Raw genomic sequence first — 21,022 nt, forward strand, 5'->3', positions numbered from 1 at the left:
GCTGACTACAATAGAGGAAGCAACATTCCGCAAAACGTTTCAGGATGAGAAACTTATACCGATGAAAGGCAGTAATACTTTCCGCTGGGCAATAGCGATTGGGGTTGTAGTGGCCGCCGCCGCATTCTGGTTCTGGCATAGCCGTAGCGAAAGCCCGACCGCCGCGCCGGGCGTCGCCGCGCAAGCGCCGCATACCGCCGCCGCAGGTCGCCGCGGTATGCGCGACGGCCCTCTGGCGCCGGTACAGGCCGCGACCGCGACCACGCAGGCCGTACCGCGCTATCTGAGCGGGCTGGGTACCGTGACCGCCGCGAATACCGTTACGGTGCGTAGCCGCGTGGATGGTCAACTCATCGCCCTGCACTTTCAGGAAGGTCAGCAGGTCAACGCAGGCGATCTGCTGGCGCAAATCGATCCCAGCCAGTTTAAGGTCGCCCTGGCGCAGGCTCAGGGACAGTTGGCGAAAGATAACGCTACGCTGGCGAATGCGCGTCGTGATCTGGCGCGCTATCAGCAACTGGCAAAAACCAATCTGGTTTCCCGTCAGGAACTGGATGCGCAACAGGCGCTGGTCAACGAAACCCAGGGAACCATTAAAGCGGATGAAGCCAATGTCGCCAGCGCGCAGTTACAGCTCGACTGGAGTCGTATCACGGCCCCGGTCTCGGGACGCGTGGGTCTGAAACAGGTGGATGTCGGCAACCAGATTTCCAGCAGCGATACCGCCGGTATTGTCGTCATTACGCAAACGCACCCGATTGATCTCATTTTTACTCTGCCGGAAAGCGATATCGCGACCGTGGTTCAGGCACAGAAAGCGGGGAAAGCGCTGGTCGTAGAAGCCTGGGATCGGACTAACTCGCACAAATTGAGCGAAGGTGTGTTGCTCAGTCTGGACAACCAGATTGATCCCACGACGGGAACGATCAAAATTAAAGCGCGCTTTACCAATCAGGACGATACGCTGTTCCCCAATCAATTTGTGAACGCCCGGATGCTGGTCGATACCGAACAAAATGCCGTTGTGGTGCCTGCCGCGGCGGTGCAAATGGGCAATGAGGGCCACTTTGTGTGGGTGCTGAACGACGAAAATAACGTCAGCAAGAAGCGGGTAAAAATCGGTATTCAGGATAACCGAAACGTGGTGATCAGCGCTGGCTTGTCGGCAGGCGATCGCGTCGTTACCGATGGTATTGATCGGCTGACGGAAGGCGCAAAAGTCGAGGTCGTTGAGCCGCAGACCACCGTGGCGGATGAAAAATCCCCTTCCCGCCATGAAGGTCAAAAAGGAGCGCGCGCCTGATGCAGGTATTACCTCCGGGCAGCACGGGCGGCCCTTCGCGTCTGTTTATTCTGCGCCCCGTGGCCACCACTCTGCTGATGGCGGCGATTTTACTCGCCGGGATTATCGGCTATCGCTTCCTGCCCGTCGCCGCTTTGCCGGAGGTCGACTACCCCACTATTCAGGTTGTTACGCTCTACCCTGGCGCCAGCCCGGATGTCATGACCTCCGCCGTCACCGCGCCGCTTGAGCGCCAGTTCGGCCAGATGTCGGGACTTAAGCAGATGTCGTCGCAAAGCTCCGGCGGCGCATCGGTGGTAACGCTACAGTTTCAGTTGACGCTGCCGCTGGACGTTGCCGAGCAGGAAGTACAGGCGGCGATTAACGCAGCCACCAATTTACTGCCTTCCGACCTGCCGAATCCGCCGATTTACAGCAAAGTCAATCCGGCGGACCCGCCGATTATGACGCTTGCCGTCACCTCAAACGCAATGCCGATGACCCAGGTAGAGGACATGGTAGAAACCCGCGTGGCGCAGAAGATCTCGCAGGTCTCCGGCGTCGGGCTGGTGACGCTTGCCGGCGGGCAGCGCCCTGCGGTACGCGTAAAACTGAATGCTCAGGCTGTCGCCGCGCTCGGTCTGACCAGCGAAACGGTCCGTACCGCAATTACCGGCGCCAACGTCAACTCGGCGAAAGGCAGTCTGGATGGCCCCGAACGAGCGGTGACGCTTTCTGCTAACGATCAGATGCAGTCTGCCGACGAATACCGCAAGCTTATCATCGCGTATCAAAACGGCGCGCCGGTACGGCTGGGCGATGTCGCCACCGTCGAACAGGGGGCGGAAAATAGCTGGCTCGGCGCATGGGCGAATCAAGCGCCGGCTATCGTGATGAACGTTCAACGCCAGCCCGGCGCCAATATCATTGCGACAGCGGACAGCATTCGCCAGATGCTGCCCCAGCTTACCGAGAGCCTGCCGAAATCGGTGAAGGTCACGGTCCTGTCCGATCGCACCACCAATATTCGCGCTTCCGTGCGCGATACCCAGTTTGAACTGATGCTGGCGATCGCGCTGGTCGTCATGATTATCTATCTGTTTTTACGTAATATTCCCGCCACAATTATTCCCGGCGTCGCCGTACCGCTGTCGCTTATCGGCACCTTTGCGGTGATGGTGTTTTTAGATTTTTCCATTAATAACCTGACGCTGATGGCGCTCACTATCGCCACGGGTTTCGTGGTGGACGATGCGATTGTGGTGATCGAGAACATCTCGCGTTACATCGAAAAAGGAGAAAAACCGCTGGCGGCGGCGCTCAAAGGCGCGGGCGAAATCGGCTTTACCATTATTTCCCTCACCTTTTCACTGATTGCGGTGCTGATCCCGTTGCTCTTTATGGGCGATATTGTTGGTCGACTGTTCCGCGAATTTGCGGTGACGTTGGCGGTAGCGATTTTAATCTCCGCCGTCGTCTCTTTGACGCTCACGCCCATGATGTGCGCACGTATGCTCAGCCAGCAATCTCTGCGTAAACAAAACCGCTTTTCCCGCGCCTGCGAGCGGATGTTTGACCGCGTGATCGCCAGCTACGGACGCGGATTAGCGAAAGTGCTCAACCATCCGTGGCTTACATTGAGCGTGGCATTCGCCACGCTCCTGCTCAGCGTTATGCTGTGGATAGTCATCCCGAAAGGGTTCTTTCCGGTACAGGATAACGGCATTATCCAGGGGACGCTGCAGGCGCCGCAATCGTCATCGTATGCCAGTATGGCGCAACGTCAGCGCCAGGTGGCGGAGCGGATATTACAGGACCCGGCGGTGCAAAGTCTGACGACTTTTGTTGGCGTAGACGGCGCTAACCCCACGCTGAATAGCGCGCGCCTGCAAATTAACCTCAAGCCGCTGGATGCGCGTGATGACCGCGTGCAGCAGGTGATCTCCCGGCTGCAAACCGCCGTGGCGACGATTCCCGGCGTGGCGCTGTATCTCCAGCCGACGCAGGATTTAACCATCGACACGCAGGTCAGCCGCACGCAGTATCAGTTTACCCTGCAGGCCACGACGCTCGATGCGCTCAGTCACTGGGTGCCAAAACTGCAGAACGCGCTACAGTCGTTACCACAGCTCTCTGAGGTAAGCAGCGACTGGCAAGATCGGGGATTAGCGGCCTGGGTGAATGTCGACCGCGACAGCGCCAGCCGTCTGGGTATCAGCATGGCGGATGTGGATAACGCGCTCTACAACGCGTTCGGGCAACGCCTGATTTCAACGATTTATACCCAGGCGAACCAGTACCGCGTCGTACTGGAACATAATACCGCCAGCACGCCGGGACTGGCGGCGCTGCAGACGATTCGCCTGACGAGCCGCGACGGCGGCACCGTACCGCTCAGCGCGATTGCCCGCATTGAGCAGCGCTTCGCTCCGCTCTCTATCAATCATTTAGATCAGTTCCCGGTTACGACATTTTCGTTTAACGTGCCGGAGGGCTATTCGCTCGGCGATGCGGTGCAGGCGATTCTCGATACGGAAAAAACGCTCGCCCTACCAGCGGATATTACAACGCAGTTTCAGGGCAGTACGCTCGCCTTCCAGGCGGCGCTGGGCAGCACCGTCTGGCTTATTGTCGCCGCCGTGGTGGCGATGTATATCGTGCTCGGCGTGCTGTATGAGAGTTTTATCCATCCGATCACGATTCTCTCAACGCTGCCTACGGCGGGCGTCGGCGCGCTGCTGGCGCTGATCATCGCTGGTAGCGAGCTCGATATTATCGCCATTATCGGCATTATTTTGCTGATCGGCATCGTGAAGAAAAACGCCATCATGATGATTGACTTCGCCCTCGCCGCCGAACGCGAACAGGGGATGAGTCCGCGCGACGCTATCTTCCAGGCCTGTCTGCTGCGTTTTCGACCGATTCTGATGACCACGCTGGCGGCGTTGCTCGGGGCATTGCCATTAATGTTGAGTACCGGCGTTGGCGCGGAATTACGTCGCCCGTTGGGGATCGCGATGGTGGGCGGCCTACTGGTCAGCCAGGTATTAACTCTGTTTACCACACCGGTGATTTATCTCCTGTTTGACCGCCTGTCGCTGTACGTGAAAAGTCGCTTTCCGCGCCATAAAGAGGAGGCGTAGATGCGCTTTTTCGCCCTTTTCATCTACCGCCCGGTCGCCACCATTTTGATTGCCGCCGCCATTACGTTGTGCGGCATTCTGGGCTTTCGTCTGTTGCCGGTCGCCCCGCTGCCGCAGGTCGATTTCCCGGTGATTATGGTTAGCGCCTCGCTGCCGGGCGCCTCGCCGGAAACCATGGCTTCGTCGGTGGCGACGCCGTTGGAACGTTCTTTGGGACGCATTGCAGGCGTCAATGAAATGACTTCCAGCAGCTCGCTCGGCAGTACGCGCATTATTCTCGAATTTAATTTCGATCGTGATATTAACGGCGCGGCGCGCGACGTGCAGGCCGCCATCAACGCCGCGCAAAGTTTGTTGCCAGGCGGAATGCCCAGCCGCCCGACTTATCGCAAGGCCAACCCGTCCGACGCGCCGATTATGATTTTAACGCTCACCTCGGAGAGCTGGTCACAGGGCAAACTGTATGATTTCGCCTCTACCCAACTGGCGCAAACCATCGCGCAAATTGACGGCGTCGGCGATGTTGACGTCGGCGGCAGCTCCCTGCCCGCAGTACGTGTAGGCTTAAACCCGCAGGCGCTCTTTAACCAGGGCGTCTCGCTGGATGAGGTCCGCGAAGCGATCGACAGCGCCAACGTACGCCGACCGCAAGGCGCAATTGAAGATAGCGTCCACCGCTGGCAAATCCAGACCAACGACGAACTGAAAACCGCCGCCGAATACCAGCCGCTGATTATTCACTATAACAACGGCGCGGCGGTACGCCTGGGCGACGTCGCCAGCGTCACCGACTCGGTGCAGGATGTCCGTAACGCCGGGATGACGAACGCTAAACCCGCTATTTTGTTGATGATCCGCAAGCTGCCGGAGGCCAACATTATTCAGACGGTCGACGGCATCCGGGCAAAACTGCCGGAACTGCGGGCAATGATCCCCGCCGCTATCGATTTACAAATCGCCCAGGATCGTTCGCCGACGATTCGCGCATCGCTGCAAGAGGTAGAAGAGACGCTGGTTATCTCTGTCGCGCTGGTGATCCTGGTGGTGTTTTTATTCCTGCGTTCCGGGCGCGCCACGCTAATCCCCGCCGTCGCCGTTCCCGTTTCGCTCATCGGCACCTTCGCCGCCATGTATCTGTGCGGCTTCAGCCTCAACAATCTGTCGCTGATGGCGCTGACTATCGCGACCGGATTTGTCGTTGATGATGCCATTGTGGTGCTGGAAAATATCGCCCGCCATCTGGAGGCGGGAATGAAACCTTTGCAGGCGGCATTACAGGGTACGCGGGAAGTCGGGTTTACGGTCATCTCCATGAGTCTGTCGCTGGTGGCGGTATTTCTGCCGCTGCTGTTAATGGGCGGCCTGCCAGGGCGATTATTACGGGAATTCGCCGTTACCCTCTCGGTGGCGATTGGCATTTCGCTGGTGGTCTCGCTCACGCTGACGCCGATGATGTGCGGCTGGATGCTTAAATCAAGCAAACCGCGCACCCAACCGCGTAAACGGGGCGTTGGCCGTTTGCTGGTCGCCTTGCAACAGGGTTACGGCACGTCGTTAAAATGGGTGCTTAACCATACGCGTCTTGTCGGTGTGGTTTTTCTTGGCACCGTTGCGCTGAACATCTGGCTTTATATCGCCATCCCTAAAACATTCTTTCCGGAGCAGGACACCGGCGTGTTGATGGGCGGTATTCAGGCTGACCAGAGCATCTCTTTCCAGGCCATGCGCGGCAAGCTGCAGGATTTTATGAAAATTATTCGCGACGATCCGGCGGTGAATAATGTCACTGGTTTTACCGGCGGCTCGCGGGTGAATAGCGGCATGATGTTTATTACGCTGAAGCCGCGCGGCGAACGCAAAGAGACGGCGCAGCAAATCATTGATCGACTGCGGGTCAAACTGGCAAAAGAACCCGGCGCCAGGCTGTTTCTGATGGCGGTACAGGATATTCGCGTCGGCGGGCGGCAGGCTAACGCCAGTTACCAATATACGTTGCTGTCTGACTCTCTGGCGGCGCTGCGCGAGTGGGAGCCGAAAATACGCAAAGCGCTCTCGGCCCTGCCGCAACTGGCGGACGTAAACTCCGACCAGCAGGATAACGGCGCGGAGATGAACCTTATCTACGACCGCGACACCATGTCACGACTGGGCATTGATGTTCAGGCCGCAAACAGTCTGTTAAATAATGCTTTCGGCCAGCGGCAAATTTCCACCATTTATCAGCCGATGAACCAGTATAAAGTGGTGATGGAAGTCGATCCGCGCTATAGCCAGGATATCAGCGCGCTGGAGAAAATGTTTGTTATCAACCGCGACGGAAAAGCGATCCCCCTCTCTTATTTCGCCCAATGGCGGCCCGCCAATGCGCCGCTGTCGGTGAACCATCAGGGACTTTCCGCGGCGTCCACGATTGCCTTTAACCTGCCGACCGGCACATCGTTATCGCAGGCGACGGAGGCCATTAATCGCACAATGACGCAGCTTGGCGTCCCCCCGACGGTACGCGGCAGTTTTTCCGGAACGGCGCAAGTCTTCCAGCAGACCATGAATTCGCAGCTTATTTTGATAGTGGCGGCGATCGCTACCGTCTACATTGTGCTGGGGATACTGTACGAAAGCTACGTCCATCCACTGACCATTCTCTCTACTCTGCCATCGGCGGGCGTTGGGGCGCTTCTGGCGCTGGAACTCTTCAATGCCCCTTTCAGCCTAATCGCCCTGATAGGGATCATGCTATTAATTGGCATTGTGAAGAAAAACGCCATTATGATGGTCGATTTTGCGCTTGAAGCGCAACGAAGCGGCGGCCTGACGCCGGAACAAGCCATTTTCCAGGCCTGCTTGTTACGCTTCCGTCCAATAATGATGACCACGCTGGCGGCGCTGTTCGGCGCACTGCCATTGGTGTTATCTGGCGGAGACGGTTCGGAATTACGGCAGCCGTTGGGGATAACCATTGTCGGCGGTTTGGTCATGAGCCAGCTTCTGACGCTCTATACCACGCCAGTGGTGTACCTCTTTTTCGACCGTCTGCGGCTGCGTTTTTCGCGTAAAAATAGCAAACCGGTAGTAGAGATATGACAGAACTTCCTGACAACACCCGCTGGCAACTCTGGATTGTGGCATTCGGCTTTTTTATGCAGTCGCTGGATACCACCATCGTCAACACTGCGCTGCCCTCCATGGCGAAAAGCCTGGGGGAAAGCCCGCTGCATATGCACATGGTAGTGGTGTCATATGTTCTTACCGTCGCCGTGATGCTCCCCGCCAGCGGCTGGCTGGCAGATAAAATCGGCGTGCGTAATATCTTCTTTGCCGCCATTGTGCTGTTCACGCTGGGTTCGCTGTTTTGCGCCCTTTCCGGCACGCTTAATCAACTGGTATTAGCGCGGGTTTTACAAGGCGTAGGCGGCGCGATGATGGTGCCGGTCGGACGCCTGACGGTCATGAAAATCGTGCCGCGCGCGCAATATATGGCGGCGATGACCTTCGTCACCCTACCGGGACAGATCGGGCCGTTACTCGGCCCCGCGCTGGGCGGGGTGCTGGTGGAATATGCTTCATGGCACTGGATCTTTCTGATCAATATCCCGGTAGGAATTGTCGGCGCTATGGCGACCTTTATGCTGATGCCAAACTACACCATAGAGACCCGGCGCTTTGATCTGCCGGGGTTCCTGCTGTTAGCTATCGGCATGGCGGTACTCACGCTGGCGCTGGACGGTAGTAAAAGCATGGGGATTTCGCCCTGGACATTAGCCGGACTTGCTGCGGGCGGCGCGGCAGCCATTCTGCTCTATCTCTTCCATGCCAAAAAAAACTCAGGCGCGTTATTCAGCCTGCGATTGTTCCGCACGCCCACGTTTTCACTGGGGTTGCTGGGCAGTTTTGCCGGGCGTATCGGCAGCGGTATGCTGCCGTTTATGACGCCGGTCTTTTTGCAAATTGGTCTTGGTTTTTCACCGTTTCATGCCGGTTTGATGATGATCCCCATGGTGCTGGGCAGCATGGGAATGAAGCGGATTGTGGTGCAGATAGTTAACCGTTTTGGCTATCGTCGGGTTCTGGTAGCGACCACGCTCGGACTGGCATTGGTTAGCCTGTTGTTTATGTCGGTCGCGCTGCTCGGCTGGTATTATCTCCTGCCGCTGGTACTGCTTTTGCAGGGAATGGTGAACTCGGCGCGCTTTTCTTCCATGAACACCTTAACGCTAAAAGACCTTCCCGATACGCTGGCCAGCAGCGGCAATAGCTTATTATCGATGATTATGCAGCTCTCGATGAGTATTGGCGTCACTATTGCCGGAATACTGCTGGGTATGTTTGGCCAACAGCATATCGGGATAGACAGTAGCGCCACACATCACGTCTTTATGTACACCTGGTTATGTATGGCGGTTATTATCGCGCTACCGGCGATAATTTTTGCCCGCGTGCCGAACGATACACAGCAAAACATGGTCATTTCACGGCGTAAAAGGAGCCTGTAATGAAAGTCTGGCGGCCCGGAATCACCGGCAAGCTGTTTCTGGCGATTTTCGCCACCTGCATCGTGCTGCTGATCAGTATGCATTGGGCCGTGCGCGTCAGTTTTGAACGCGGATTTATTGACTATATCAAACACGGCAACGAGCAGCGGCTACAAATGCTGGGCGATGCGCTGGGCGACCAGTACCAGCAACACGGCAACTGGCGTTTTTTACGCAACAACGATCGCTTCGTTTTCCAGATTTTGCGTTCATTTGAGCATGACAACGACCGGGATAAACCCGGCCCCGGTATGCCGCCGCACGGTTGGCGCACCCAGTTCTGGGTCGTCGATCAAAATGGCCGGGTGCTGGTCGGCCCACGCGGTCCGGTGCCGCATGACGGTACTCGCCGCCCCATTCTGGTCAATGGCGCCGAAGTCGGCGCGATTATCGCCTCTCCTGTCGAGCGGCTGACGCGTAATACGGATATTAATTTTGATATGCAGCAGCGGCGCGCCAGTTGGATGATCGTGGCGTTATCAACGTTGCTGGCCGCGCTGGCGACGTTTTTGCTGGCGCGTGGCCTGCTCGCCCCGGTCAAACGGTTGGTCGAGGGTACGCACAGACTGGCGGCGGGGGATTTTACCACGCGCGTGACCCCAACCAGCGCCGATGAGCTGGGAAAACTGGCGCAGGACTTTAACCAGCTTGCCAGCACGCTGGAAAAAAATCAGCAGATGCGCCGCGACTTTATGGCGGATATTTCCCACGAACTGCGCACGCCGCTGGCGGTATTGCGCGGCGAACTGGAAGCCATTCAGGATGGCGTTCGCCAGTTCACGCCAGAATCGGTTACCTCCCTACAGGCGGAAGTCGGTACGCTTACCAAACTGGTTGACGACCTGCATCAGCTTTCGTTGTCTGACGAGGGCGCGCTGGCTTACCAAAAAACGACCGTCGATCTTGTTCCCCTGTTGGAAGTCGCTGGCGGCGCGTTCAGAGAACGCTTTACCAGCCGGGGGCTAACGCTACATTACGCGTTGCCGGATAGCATGACCGTCTTCGGCGACCCGGATCGCCTGATGCAACTGTTTAATAATCTACTGGAAAACAGTCTGCGCTACACCGACAGCGGCGGCGGCCTGCATATTTCCGCCGAACAACGCGACAAATCATTATTCCTGACCTTTGCCGATTCTGCACCGGGCGTCAGCGATGAACAGTTACAAAAGCTTTTTGACCGTTTTTACCGCACGGAAGTGTCCCGTAACCGCGCCAGCGGCGGTTCTGGACTGGGGCTGGCGATATGCGTCAATATTGTACACGCGCATAACGGTCATCTTCACGCCGCTCATTCGCCTTTTGGCGGGGTTAGCATTACAGTAGAGTTACCGCTGGATCGCGATTTACAGAGAGAAGTATGACTGAATTACCCATTGATGAAAACACGCCGCGCATTTTGATTGTTGAAGATGAACCCAAGCTGGGACAGCTGCTTATTGACTACTTACGCGCAGCGAGTTACGCCCCCACGCTCATCAATCATGGCGACAAGGTACTGCCGTATGTGCGTCAAACGCCGCCGGATCTGATCCTGCTGGATCTGATGCTGCCGGGTACCGATGGTCTGACGCTATGCCGGGAGATTCGCCGTTTTTCCGACATCCCCATTGTGATGGTCACGGCCAAAATCGAAGAGATCGATCGGCTGCTTGGGCTGGAAATCGGCGCCGATGATTATATCTGTAAGCCTTACAGCCCGCGCGAAGTCGTGGCCCGCGTGAAAACCATTTTGCGCCGCTGTAAACCGCAGCGCGAACTCCAGCAGCAGGATGCCGAAAGCCCGTTAATGATTGATGAAAGCCGCTTTCAGGCCTCCTGGTGTGGTAAAGCGCTGGATTTAACCCCCGCTGAATTCCGCCTGCTAAAAACCTTATCGCTTGAACCGGGTAAAGTTTTTTCCCGCGAGCAGTTGTTAAACCACCTCTACGACGACTACCGTGTGGTGACCGATCGTACTATCGACAGCCACATTAAAAACCTGCGCCGTAAACTGGAATCGCTGGATGCCGAACAGTCATTTATACGCGCGGTCTACGGGGTGGGATATCGCTGGGAAGCGGATGCGTGTCGCCTGGTATAATGATTATTGGCATAACAATAACAAGGTCGTAAGACGATATTTTCCGCCAACGCTATTCTGGCGGAATTAACACACTGCCCTCTTTCCTTTGGCCGAGCGGTATCCCGAAAACCACAACGAACGCGATCGGAGACAATAAATTATTTGGCCGCTCTTTTTAGTTTACCGATATACTGTGAGTAGTTTTTTAAACTTATTGCGCATTAATTCATTAAGTGAATCTAAAAATACATAAACATAATACCAGCTTAATTATACATGGATTTTTATGACAGAAACGTCATCTCACCGCTATAAACCACGCAATATAATAAATGCGCCAAATGTAAAATCATCTATTTTTTCCCGGAGCCAACAACGCGGCGACAGCGAAATTATCCAGCGCTGGTTAAGCAACCATTTTTATCGTTGGATCATTGGTGACTTTCCTCATGTTTATCCTGTGCGCTCCGTCGCCGATTATGCCGTTTATTTTAGCGCTGATACAGAAATCCCCGCCTGGCTGGCGCCAAAGCTGGGTGGCTATGAGCGCTTTTACTACCTTAACGTTCAGCACCCGCAACTTGTGGCAATGGAAAGAGATTTAGTGGAATTTCTTTCGCGTCAGGAAGGAACGCGGCTGGAAACTAAACTACAGCGCATCAACTGCTTTACCGTGCTGGCAATGCGCGAAGCGGAGCATCAAAAAATGCAGCGCCTGCGTGAACAAGGTTGGTATCCCTCCAACAGCGAGGCGCTAAAACCGGTGATGACGGTGAATAACGGCGTGCTGGTTGAGTTTGATGCAACAAACCCCGGCCTGCGCAGTGAGATGGCGTATGAATCCTGGCATATGCAACACTGCGTCGGAGATTTTGAAAATAAAGGCGCGCTTTCCGGCGGCTACGGCGATTACTACGCCCGACAAATTGAACAACAAAAACTTCGCCTGTTCAGCCTGCGCGACGGCAATAATATTCCCCACGTCACAATAAGCCTGGTGGTTGGTAATAACGGCCTGAGCATTGATCAGATTAAAGGTAAGCAAAATCGCCATCCTATTAAGAAATATGCTAACGATGTTTTATCTCTGTTACGCCATCTGCAACCACTTCCTGAGCGCCACGCCGATTGCGAAGAGATGGGAATAGTTTATGAAGCAACGCCGGAATATTCAGGTTGGAAATTTATTACTCATATTCATGACCTCAATTTTCTGCTCAATGTGCTGCATGACAATTTTCATTTAATGGAGCACTTCCCCACTCCCCCGGTAGCTTTACAGTGGCTGCTGTTGCACAGCGCCCCAGAGGCGCTGCGCTACCTTCAGGTTGTTGATCCTAACGTGGCGACGGCTGCGGAAATGCTGTTTCCACGGCATGAATGGCACCCTACGCTTGCCGGAAAAAACACCAGTAGCGAACCTTTCGAAATTGAAAGCCTGACGCTACAAACCACGCGTTACCTCCCTGTCATCAAGGAGGTGCAATAATGTTCTGGATTGTTCTTATTATTGCCGCCCTATTTTTTAGCTGGCGCAACTACAAAAAAAACAAACCGCTGATTGCGGCCCGTATCGCCGAGGAGAAAGAAAAAGATCGTCTGAAGGATCTGCGTCGCGATACCCGGCGGCGGCAATGGGCGCTGGCGCTAGCCGATATCCTCGCCCGACGCAACGGGCTACCGACCAAAGGCGTTGAGCTGGTCTTCAAACTTGACGATGACAAACGCCGCTATCTGGCACAGCAGGTAAAAAAAGAGCTGGGCTTGAGCGAGAACCTCGACGGCGCGGCGTTACGCCACAAGGTTGAGGATATCTTACGCCGCTGGCCTGCGGGCATCGGCAGCTCGCCGCGCACGTTTTATCATCATCTGGCGGCCCAGGGCCAGGTCCGCGACGCGCTGGCTTTCGACTGCATGCGCACCGCCTTTCTGACCCGCTGTATCGCCGGGCTCGGCTGGTGCGACGTACATCAGGCCTGGCTGGTGTTATTACTTAACGCCCAGCGCGCTCAGGACTGTTTTGATTCCTGGGAGGATTACGCCACCGCCTACGTTCGCGCCCGCCGGGTATGGCTCACGCTACGTGACACGCCAACAGCGCTTGCCGGACGGGATTTACAGGAAGCCACCCATTATCTGCAAGACCCTGTCAGCCGCTGGCGACAACTGCCGTGGAATGAATTCAAAATTTTCGAGCCGATTTAAAGGACTATTTATGGAACAGGATGACCGCCTGCTCAACGCTATGTTTGAGATGTGCAACCACAAAAATCCCCTCAATGACGGGCATCGCGAGTGGCATATCGCCGATATTTCCGGCCTGCTGCGTGAAGAACGCTATGACGAACTGGACGAACGCTACAACCAGGCGCTGACGGAGAGCTTTACCAGCCGCGAAGCGGAAAAGCGCTATTTCTTCGCCTGGAATCAAATGGACAACCCTTTTTACGATATGGACACGCTGGTTGAGGCTGGGCCGCAAGGATTAGCGCTGATCAAAAAGTGGCAGCGCGCTCGTCCCCGCTCCACTCACGCCTGGCTTGCCGAGGCGCAATACTGGAATCACCGTGCGTGGCTTTACCGCAGCTATGGCTGGGCGAGAGAAACCACCCGAGCGATGTGGATCTGCGCCGCCGCCTGCAACGAACGGATGGTCATCGCCGCGCTCAATGCTATCGACTGTGAACCGCGCCAGTGGATGGCGGCGGCCCTGACCAGCACCAACTCAAAAGTCTTCGGCCAGCCCGACTGGCTGGTTGAGTTCCTCGTGGGCGCGGATGTTGCCGGGCAGCCATTAATGGAGGATCTGGCTGAATATCATCGCCATTCACCGCAGGAGGTGGACGCGCTGATGGCCCATTCCGGGCTGTCGTTTGCCGACGCGGTTTGCCCAAATTTGCCGCGCCCGTCCGTATTGCCGGAGTGCGATGACGATGCCGGGCAAAAATACTGGCTCGCCGTCTGCCTGGCTATTTTCCCGACGGCATTTTACGTGCTGGATGAATATATCCCGTTTCGTATGCCACGCTGGAGAGGGTCTCACGAGGAGATCCGCGAATTTCTGGAATCAAGCGTATGCGATCACCTTTCTGCCGCAGAACGTGAACATCTGGAGCTATTAATCTGGTGGGACGATCACCGCGATCTGCGCATCAAAGAGGTTGACTCCCCGGCAGAACAGGAACGTATTATCGCCAAAGCCGAAGAGATTAGCCTGCGAGCGCATATCCAGGAATCTCGCCACAACGCGCTGGAGTGGCTGCGGGTCTGCTATAGCGATCTGGACGATAATGACGCGCTCTGGCGAACCCTTCAGCGTTCGATCGTGGAAAAAGTTAAGCTCAACAATTACTTCTCTGATGACACGATAAAGTTCGCCCTGCGCGATTTTCCTGACACCTGGTGGATGTATAATTTTCTCTGTCAGAATGCGCAGCAAACGGAATTCGCAGTGCCGAAAATCCGTCGTGGCTACTTTCAGTACGCCGGGCTATTGGGTTTCGAAAAGGATGAGGCGCAAGGCCTCGCCTGGCTCGATAGCGTCGCCGACATTCAATATAACCATAACTGGCGGGCGGCGATTAAAAATTTCAACTGGTTCGGGCTCCCGGAACATTTCGTGCCGCTGGCAGAGCTGGGCGCACAAAGAAATATACCCGCCGCGCTAAACCTGCTGGGCCTTGAACACAATAATAAAGAGAACAAAGGCCTACTACCTTACGATCCTGCCATCGCGTTAGGGTATTTTCAGCGCGCGGCGGAGATTTTGCACCGGCAGTTAGCGCTGCGCGAGAGCACCCCGTACAAATTAATAGATAACGGAGGCTATACCGACTATGAAAATGACCTGAAAAATATTCATTTCAGCATTGGCATCTGCAACCAGCGTCTGAGTAAACAAGAACTTGATACCGAAAAACGTTCCGCTTATGAAAAAGAACTGCTCGATAATCTCTGGCTGGCGCATCAGTTCGGGCATAAAGAAGCCTGGGGCTTGTTCCTGCTGAATATTTTTGAAGTGAAGGATATTACGCTGGCGCATAAGCATCTGGAACTGGTGCAACAAGAGGCCAACAAAGGCACGCTACATGCTATGGTGACCCTATCGCGCCTGCACGGTAATAAACACGATCGAACGCTGTTTAATATGAAGCTAAGCGCACGCTGGGCACATTTTGCCTTCACGCTTTACCCGGATAATGAAATCGTTATGGACTGCCTGGACCACCTGCATTTCGATTCTTTCTGGAAACGCTTTCGTTTCGCCTGGTATACCGTCCGCATCCCGAACTCAGAGCTGCCGGGACAGGTCAACTCAATGGTGTAAGGTGGTTTACTCCCCTCTCCCACGGCGCTACAATGCCCGCCCTTAAAGTGAGGACTCTCCTCCAGCCGCCTCATCAGGTGAGGCGGATCTGACCTGTCATCAGAACGAGAAAATGATGTTTAAACCAGAACTCCTTTCGCCGGCGGGAACGCTGAAAAATATGCGTTACGCTTTCGCTTACGGTGCCGATGCCGTCTATGCGGGCCAACCGCGCTACTCTTTACGCGTGCGTAATAACGAATTCAATCACGAAAATTTGCAGCTTGGCATCAACGAAGCCCACGCGCTCGGAAAAAAATTCTACGTGGTGGTGAACATCGCCCCGCATAACGCCAAGCTCAAAACCTTTATCCGTGACCTGAAACCCGTCGTCGAGATGGGCCCGGATGCGCTGATCATGTCCGATCCAGGGTTGATTATGCTGGTACGCGAGCACTTCCCGGCAATGCCGATTCACCTGTCGGTACAGGCTAATGCCGTAAACTGGGCGACGGTAAAATTCTGGCAGCAGATGGGGCTGACCCGTGTGATTCTCTCCCGCGAGCTGTCGCTGGAAGAGATTGAGGAAATTCGCCAGCAGGTGCCGGATATGGAAATAGAAATTTTCGTCCACGGCGCGCTATGCATGGCCTATTCCGGCCGCTGCCTGCTTTCCGGCTACATCAATAAACGCGATCCGAACCAGGGCACCTGCACCAATGCCTGCCGTTGGGAATATAACGTGCAGGAAGGAAAAGAAGACGTTGTCGGCAACATCGTGCATAAGCACGAACCGATTCCGGTACAGAACGTTGAGCCGACGCTCGGTATCGGCGCGCCGACGGATAAAGTGTTTATGATAGAAGAGGCCCAAAGACCGGGCGAATACATGACCGCGTTCGAAGACGAGCATGGCACCTATATCATGAACTCAAAAGATTTGCGCGCTATCGCCCACGTGGAGCGCCTGACGAAAATGGGCGTCCACTCGCTGAAAATCGAAGGCCGCACCAAATCCTTTTATTACTGCGCCCGTACCGCGCAGGTCTACCGTAAGGCCATCGACGACGCCGCCGCGGGTAAACCCTTCGACCCTACGCTGCTGGAAACGTTGGAAGGTCTGGCTCATCGCGGCTATACCGAAGGTTTCCTGCGTCGCCATACGCACGACGATTACCAGAATTACGAGTACGGGTACTCCGTTTCCGAACGCCAGCAATTTGTCGGCGAGTTCACCGGCGAGCGTAAAGGCCAACTGGCGGCCGTGGCGGTGAAAAATAAATTCTCCGTTGGCGATAGTCTGGAGCTGATGACACCGCAGGGAAATATCAATTTCACCCTGGAACAGATGGAGAACGCCAAAGGCGACGCTATGCCGGTGGCGCCTGGCGATGGCTATACCGTCTGGATGCCCGTCCCGCAGGACGTTACGCTGGATTACGCACTATTGATGCGTAATTTCTCAGGCGAATCAACGCGTAACCCCCATGCTAAGTAGTTAATTGCGGTTATTTTTTCATGGCGGGAAGATTCTTAGAAATTGATCACATACCGCTTCGCTCAATGCGGGTATTATTCAACGCGCTGAAAAACATAACCCATAAATGCTAGCTGTACCAGGAACCACCTCCTTGGCCTGCGTAATCTCCCTTACGCAGGCTTATTTTTTGCGTATAATCAATAAAAAAGTGGTACTTTCCGCCACATCCAAAAATTGACCACACTAACCAAAGCGCAAATGGGCGCTTAGGTTTACAGACCTCCACTATTCATGGCCAGCCAGCAAGTCACAATCCTCCCGCATCCGGTCAGACTCAGGACTTAGCATTCTGATATTTACGTTTAAAATCAGTGAATTAAATCAAGAACTGCTTTGTGCGAACTTATACAAAAAGTTTCCAGGTTATTAAATTAAGGTTAAAAACCGATAATTTAAGCGTGTAAAGTTATGGCACGTTTTAATGCCGCTTTTACAAGGATTAAAATAATGTTTTCCCGGATTAGAGGTTTGATTTCATGTCAAAGTAATACTCAAACCATCGCACCTACGCTCAGTCCACCTTCATCAGGCCATGTAAGTTTTGCCGGGGTTGATTATCCTCTATTACCACCAGATCACCAAACACCCTTCCCACCGTCACGTATAATCGGTATCCAGAGTTATTCCTTTATCCTGTAAAATGTGATACAGATTCTCCATTGATCTAATAACTACCTCAATTTCACATTCAAGTTTCTCTACAGAACTTTCATTGAGTGAGAAGTTGAGAGCCAGTAATAATGATTGTGAGTTATTATCATAACACAAATGTGGTCCATTATTCTCTGCAAACCATAAATTAGCATTGAGAAATTCAAAAGCAAGATTATTATTATCCGGAGGTCTTCCGCAAAAACCGTATATCATTATATACTCACTGTTAGTGCTTGTTAGTAAGATACGGTAACGGTTATCTATAATAAATGAGCATAATCTGTTTTCGTCAAAGGCAATTGAATCGGCATTTAATTTTAGTGAAAACTGTCTTAATAAGCGATCGGCTCTTGAATACATAACACCCCATACTCTATCTAAAGCGTTTCTATATAAGTCATAAGCCTCTGGTCTGGACGATTAACACCCCGTGTCATCGTCGGAATTCGTCTTTTCCCTATGACTTGCTGTGTTTGCTCATTTATGGCCAGGCTGGCCGGGTTCTGATGCCATTTGCGCTAAGGTATAGTCCGGCGCATATTCCCATCATACCAATTCCCCCCATGCCAAACGATGCGCCTAAAACCGTCAGGGCGGTAGTATATGCAGTACCACTACTGACACTGGCGACAGCCCCTGAGCATACCCCACTGAAAACACCTGTAAACAATGCCGTGGTTCCCAGGCACATTAAACATCTGGGTTTATTGCCGTAAGCGTTAAAATCAACGATTTCAGCTACCGGTTTTTCGTCATTACCCCGTTCAGAAGGAGGGAGCAATGGCGTTTGCGCATTCACGCCTGAAGTGACATTCATATAAACCTCTTCATGCACATGCCTGTTTATGTTTATGAGAAAAGCGATACATCAGGCAACGGTACGACTATAGGACACCGCGCTAAGCCATCATCTAAATAGGTTTTATTTGATATATAGTAGCGTGCTTCTAATAGTGCGCCGAGTTTCTGCTAAAGAGTCTAAAGAACATTTCGATTTTATGCTATTAAAAAGTATGTTTGGTAATAAATATCAGGTTTTTATCTGATATTATGGTGTTTGAAATTAATACTGATAACTGACGTATGTTCGTCTTGTTAATTCTCCGTTTCGTTATCAAAGGCGCTATATCGGAAAGCGTCTGACTACCCCTTGTGATTTCCCTGCACCCTCACAAGCGCTACTCAATGCGCATACCGGCATCTCTCTTGTCGCCATTTGCCTTAAACCATGCTTCGCTTACCGCTGCGTACAGCAGGAAGAAAAACGGTAAAGCAATAAGTGCGCAACATTTCAATTTTCATCCTGTTCTGACCTCGCTTTTTCATTTCTGCTATACACTTTCTGGAGATTGTTGTTCAACCTATTAAGGCATAACGGATGGCTAACTTTCCCGCCAGCTTACTGATCCTCAATGGCAAAAGCGCTGATAACCAGCCGCTACGTGAGGTCATTACTCTCCTTCGCGACGAAGGTATACAGATTCACGTTCGGGTAACCTGGGAAAAAGGCGACGCGCAGCGTTACGTTGATGAAGCCCGTAGACTGGGCGTTGAAACGGTGATTGCCGGCGGCGGAGACGGTACCATTAATGAAGTGTCGACCGCGCTCATCCAGATCCGCGACGGCGTAGCCCCTGCACTGGGCCTTTTGCCGCTCGGCACTGCCAACGATTTTGCCACCAGCGCCGGTATTCCTGAAGCGCTGGACAAAGCGCTGAAACTGGCGATTGCCGGAAACGCGATGGAAATTGATATGGCCAGGGTCAATGATAAAACCTGTTTTATCAATATGGCGACGGGCGGTTTTGGCACCCGCATTACCACCGAAACGCCGGAAAAACTCAAGGCCGCGTTGGGCGGCGTCTCCTATCTTATCCACGGTCTGATGAGAATGGATACGCTGACCCCTGACCGCTGCGAAATACGTGGCGAAAACTTTCACTGGCAGGGAGATGCGCTGGTGATCGGCATCGGCAACGGTCGTCAGGCCGGCGGCGGGCAGCAATTATGTCCCACCGCGCTGATTAACGACGGACTGTTACAGCTACGGATTTTTACCGGCGAAGAGCTGCTGCCGGCGCTGTTTTCCACACTCACGCAGTCAGATGACAATCCGAATATTATTGACGGCGCCTCGGCGTGGTTTAATATTCATGCGCCGCATGAAATCACGTTTAATCTGGATGGCGAACCACTCAGCGGACAAGAATTTCATATTGAGGTGCTACCTGGCGCATTACGCTGTCGGCTGCCGCCAGACTGCCCGTTGCTACGTTAATAACACCTGTCGCTGGCCGGATGCGCTCACATCCGGCTTTTCTTCGTTAAACTCAGGCGATGGTGACTTTGCTATCCAGATAGACATCCTGTACGGCGTTAATCAACTTCACGCCATCAGCCATCGATTTCTTAAAGGCTTTACGTCCCAGAATTAGCCCCATTCCACCGGCTCGTTTGTTGATCACCGCGGTACGAACCGCGTCGCCGAGATCAGTGTCGCCGCCGTCCGCGCCGCCGGAGTTGATAAGCCCGGCGCGTCCCATATAGCAGTTCGCCAACTGGTAACGTACCAAATCAATCGGGTTATCGCTGGTCAGTTTGCTGTACACGCGGTCGTCGGTATAGCCGAAGTTGACCGCTTTATAACCGCCATTATTCTCGGCCATTTTCTGTTTCACAATATCCGCGCCAATCGTAGCGGCCAGATGGTTGGCTTGCCCCGTCAGGTCAGCGGATACATGGTAATCGACGCCGTCTTTTTTAAAGGAAGAATTACGCAGGTAAGCCCACAATACGGTCACCATACCCAGCTCATGCGCACGCTCAAAAGCGGCGGAGATCTCTTCAATCTGGCGACGAGACTGTTCCGAACCGAAATAGATCGTCGCGCCTACCGCCACGGCGCCCATATTAAACGCCTGCTCAACGCTGGCGTACAGGGTCTGATCGTACTCTGTCGGATAGCTCAATGTTTCGTTGTGATTCAGTTTGACCAAAAACGGAATACGGTGCGCATAGCGCCGTGAAACCGAGGCCAGTACGCCGTAGGTAGAGGCCACGCAGTTACAGCCGGCCTCAATCGCCAATTCAACAATATTTTTTGGGTCAAAGTAGCGCGGGTTGGCCGCAAAAGAAGCGCCGGCGGAGTGCTCCACCCCCTGATCGACGGGCAGTATCGAAAGGTATCCTGTTCCCGCCAGGCGTCCAGTATTATAGAGCGTCTGCATATTACGCAGAACGGCTGGTGGACGATTATTGTCAATCATCACCCGGTCAACGTAATCCTTGCCGGGTAGATAAAGCTGATCGGAAGGAATGGTCATACAACGATGCTGTAAAAGGCTGTCGGCGTCTTTGCCAAGCAACTGCGCAATATCAGTCATAGCTATGCTCCCGTAAGTTCCGATAGGGTATCGGAAGGTGAATAGTCCTGCCCCGCAGATTGCGGGTCGCAATAAGCCTGGTACTGACCGACCATTTTTGCCAACTTTAGCGCATTTTTT

General features: G+C 53.9%; 14 protein-coding genes and 1 pseudogene. 12 read left to right on the forward strand and 3 right to left on the reverse strand.

Going from position 1 to position 21,022, the window contains the following annotated elements; translation table 11 throughout:
• Window positions 1-61: 61 nt before the first annotated feature.
• The 11 genes and pseudogenes from mdtA to J4614_RS05910 form a co-directional block, all read left to right on the forward strand.
• Complete coding sequence (gene mdtA, locus J4614_RS05860; protein WP_000678813.1) at window positions 62-1,303, forward strand: multidrug efflux RND transporter subunit MdtA; 1,242 nt, start codon at window positions 62-64, stop codon at window positions 1,301-1,303.
• Window positions 1,303-4,425, forward strand: coding sequence for a multidrug efflux RND transporter permease subunit MdtB (gene mdtB, locus J4614_RS05865; protein ID WP_024154950.1), 3,123 nt, complete (start codon window positions 1,303-1,305; stop codon window positions 4,423-4,425). Before mdtA ends, mdtB begins: the two co-directional genes overlap by 1 nt.
• A complete protein-coding gene (gene mdtC, locus J4614_RS05870) occupies window positions 4,426-7,506 on the forward strand; it encodes a multidrug efflux RND transporter permease subunit MdtC (protein ID WP_197394445.1) in 3,081 nt (1,026 codons plus the stop codon).
• Complete coding sequence (locus J4614_RS05875) at window positions 7,503-8,915, forward strand: MFS transporter (protein WP_061423774.1); 1,413 nt, start codon at window positions 7,503-7,505, stop codon at window positions 8,913-8,915. The genes mdtC and J4614_RS05875 overlap by 4 nt, the downstream gene beginning before the upstream one ends.
• On the forward strand, window positions 8,915-10,318 hold the full coding sequence (baeS, locus tag J4614_RS05880; RefSeq protein WP_000870073.1) for a two-component system sensor histidine kinase BaeS: 1,404 nt from the start codon (window positions 8,915-8,917) through the stop codon (window positions 10,316-10,318). Before J4614_RS05875 ends, baeS begins: the two co-directional genes overlap by 1 nt.
• Window positions 10,315-11,037, forward strand: coding sequence for a two-component system response regulator BaeR (baeR, locus tag J4614_RS05885; protein WP_000137854.1), 723 nt, complete (start codon window positions 10,315-10,317; stop codon window positions 11,035-11,037). Before baeS ends, baeR begins: the two co-directional genes overlap by 4 nt.
• A gap of 268 nt (window positions 11,038-11,305) precedes the next feature.
• Complete coding sequence (locus J4614_RS05890) at window positions 11,306-12,508, forward strand: hypothetical protein (protein ID WP_000141056.1); 1,203 nt, start codon at window positions 11,306-11,308, stop codon at window positions 12,506-12,508.
• Entirely contained in the window at window positions 12,508-13,224 is a 717-nt protein-coding gene (locus tag J4614_RS05895) for a DUF1266 domain-containing protein (RefSeq protein WP_001645168.1), read from the forward strand. Before J4614_RS05890 ends, J4614_RS05895 begins: the two co-directional genes overlap by 1 nt.
• Window positions 13,225-13,234: 10 nt before the next feature.
• Window positions 13,235-15,346 carry a DUF4034 domain-containing protein gene (locus J4614_RS05900; protein ID WP_023215234.1) on the forward strand — a complete coding sequence of 704 codons (2,112 nt, stop codon included), beginning with the start codon at window positions 13,235-13,237 and terminating at the stop codon, window positions 15,344-15,346.
• A 115-nt stretch (window positions 15,347-15,461) separates the two neighbouring features.
• Window positions 15,462-16,823, forward strand: a complete 1,362-nt coding sequence (gene yegQ / locus J4614_RS05905; protein WP_001517981.1) for a tRNA 5-hydroxyuridine modification protein YegQ — start codon at window positions 15,462-15,464, stop codon at window positions 16,821-16,823.
• Between the two features lie 450 nt (window positions 16,824-17,273).
• A pseudogene (locus tag J4614_RS05910) lies at window positions 17,274-17,453 on the forward strand (non-LEE encoded effector protein NleB); the annotation flags it as partial.
• Between the two features lie 9 nt (window positions 17,454-17,462).
• Here the strand turns inward: J4614_RS05910 and J4614_RS05915 are convergent.
• Together J4614_RS05915 and steD are read right to left on the reverse strand one after the other, a co-directional pair.
• Window positions 17,463-17,879: a CesT family type III secretion system chaperone gene (locus J4614_RS05915; protein ID WP_001555792.1), complete on the reverse strand. Its 417-nt coding sequence runs from the start codon at window positions 17,877-17,879 to the stop codon at window positions 17,463-17,465.
• Window positions 17,880-18,000: 121 nt separating this feature from the next.
• Complete coding sequence (gene steD / locus J4614_RS05920) at window positions 18,001-18,336, reverse strand: type III secretion system effector SteD (protein WP_001533113.1); 336 nt, start codon at window positions 18,334-18,336, stop codon at window positions 18,001-18,003.
• 561 nt (window positions 18,337-18,897) lie between these two features.
• Between steD and yegS the strand changes: the two genes are divergently transcribed.
• On the forward strand, window positions 18,898-19,797 hold the full coding sequence (yegS, locus tag J4614_RS05925) for a lipid kinase YegS (RefSeq protein ID WP_208293090.1): 900 nt from the start codon (window positions 18,898-18,900) through the stop codon (window positions 19,795-19,797).
• Window positions 19,798-19,849: 52 nt separating this feature from the next.
• Here the strand turns inward: yegS and fbaB are convergent, their stop codons facing one another.
• A complete protein-coding gene (gene fbaB, locus J4614_RS05930) occupies window positions 19,850-20,902 on the reverse strand; it encodes a class I fructose-bisphosphate aldolase (RefSeq protein WP_000129590.1) in 1,053 nt (350 codons plus the stop codon).
• Window positions 20,903-21,022: the final 120 nt, after the last annotated feature.

Origin of the sequence: Salmonella sp. 32031103-2018-00083-FB-01-SM-01 (assembly GCF_017571995.1) — a bacterium.
GTDB lineage: Bacteria > Pseudomonadota > Gammaproteobacteria > Enterobacterales > Enterobacteriaceae > Salmonella > Salmonella enterica.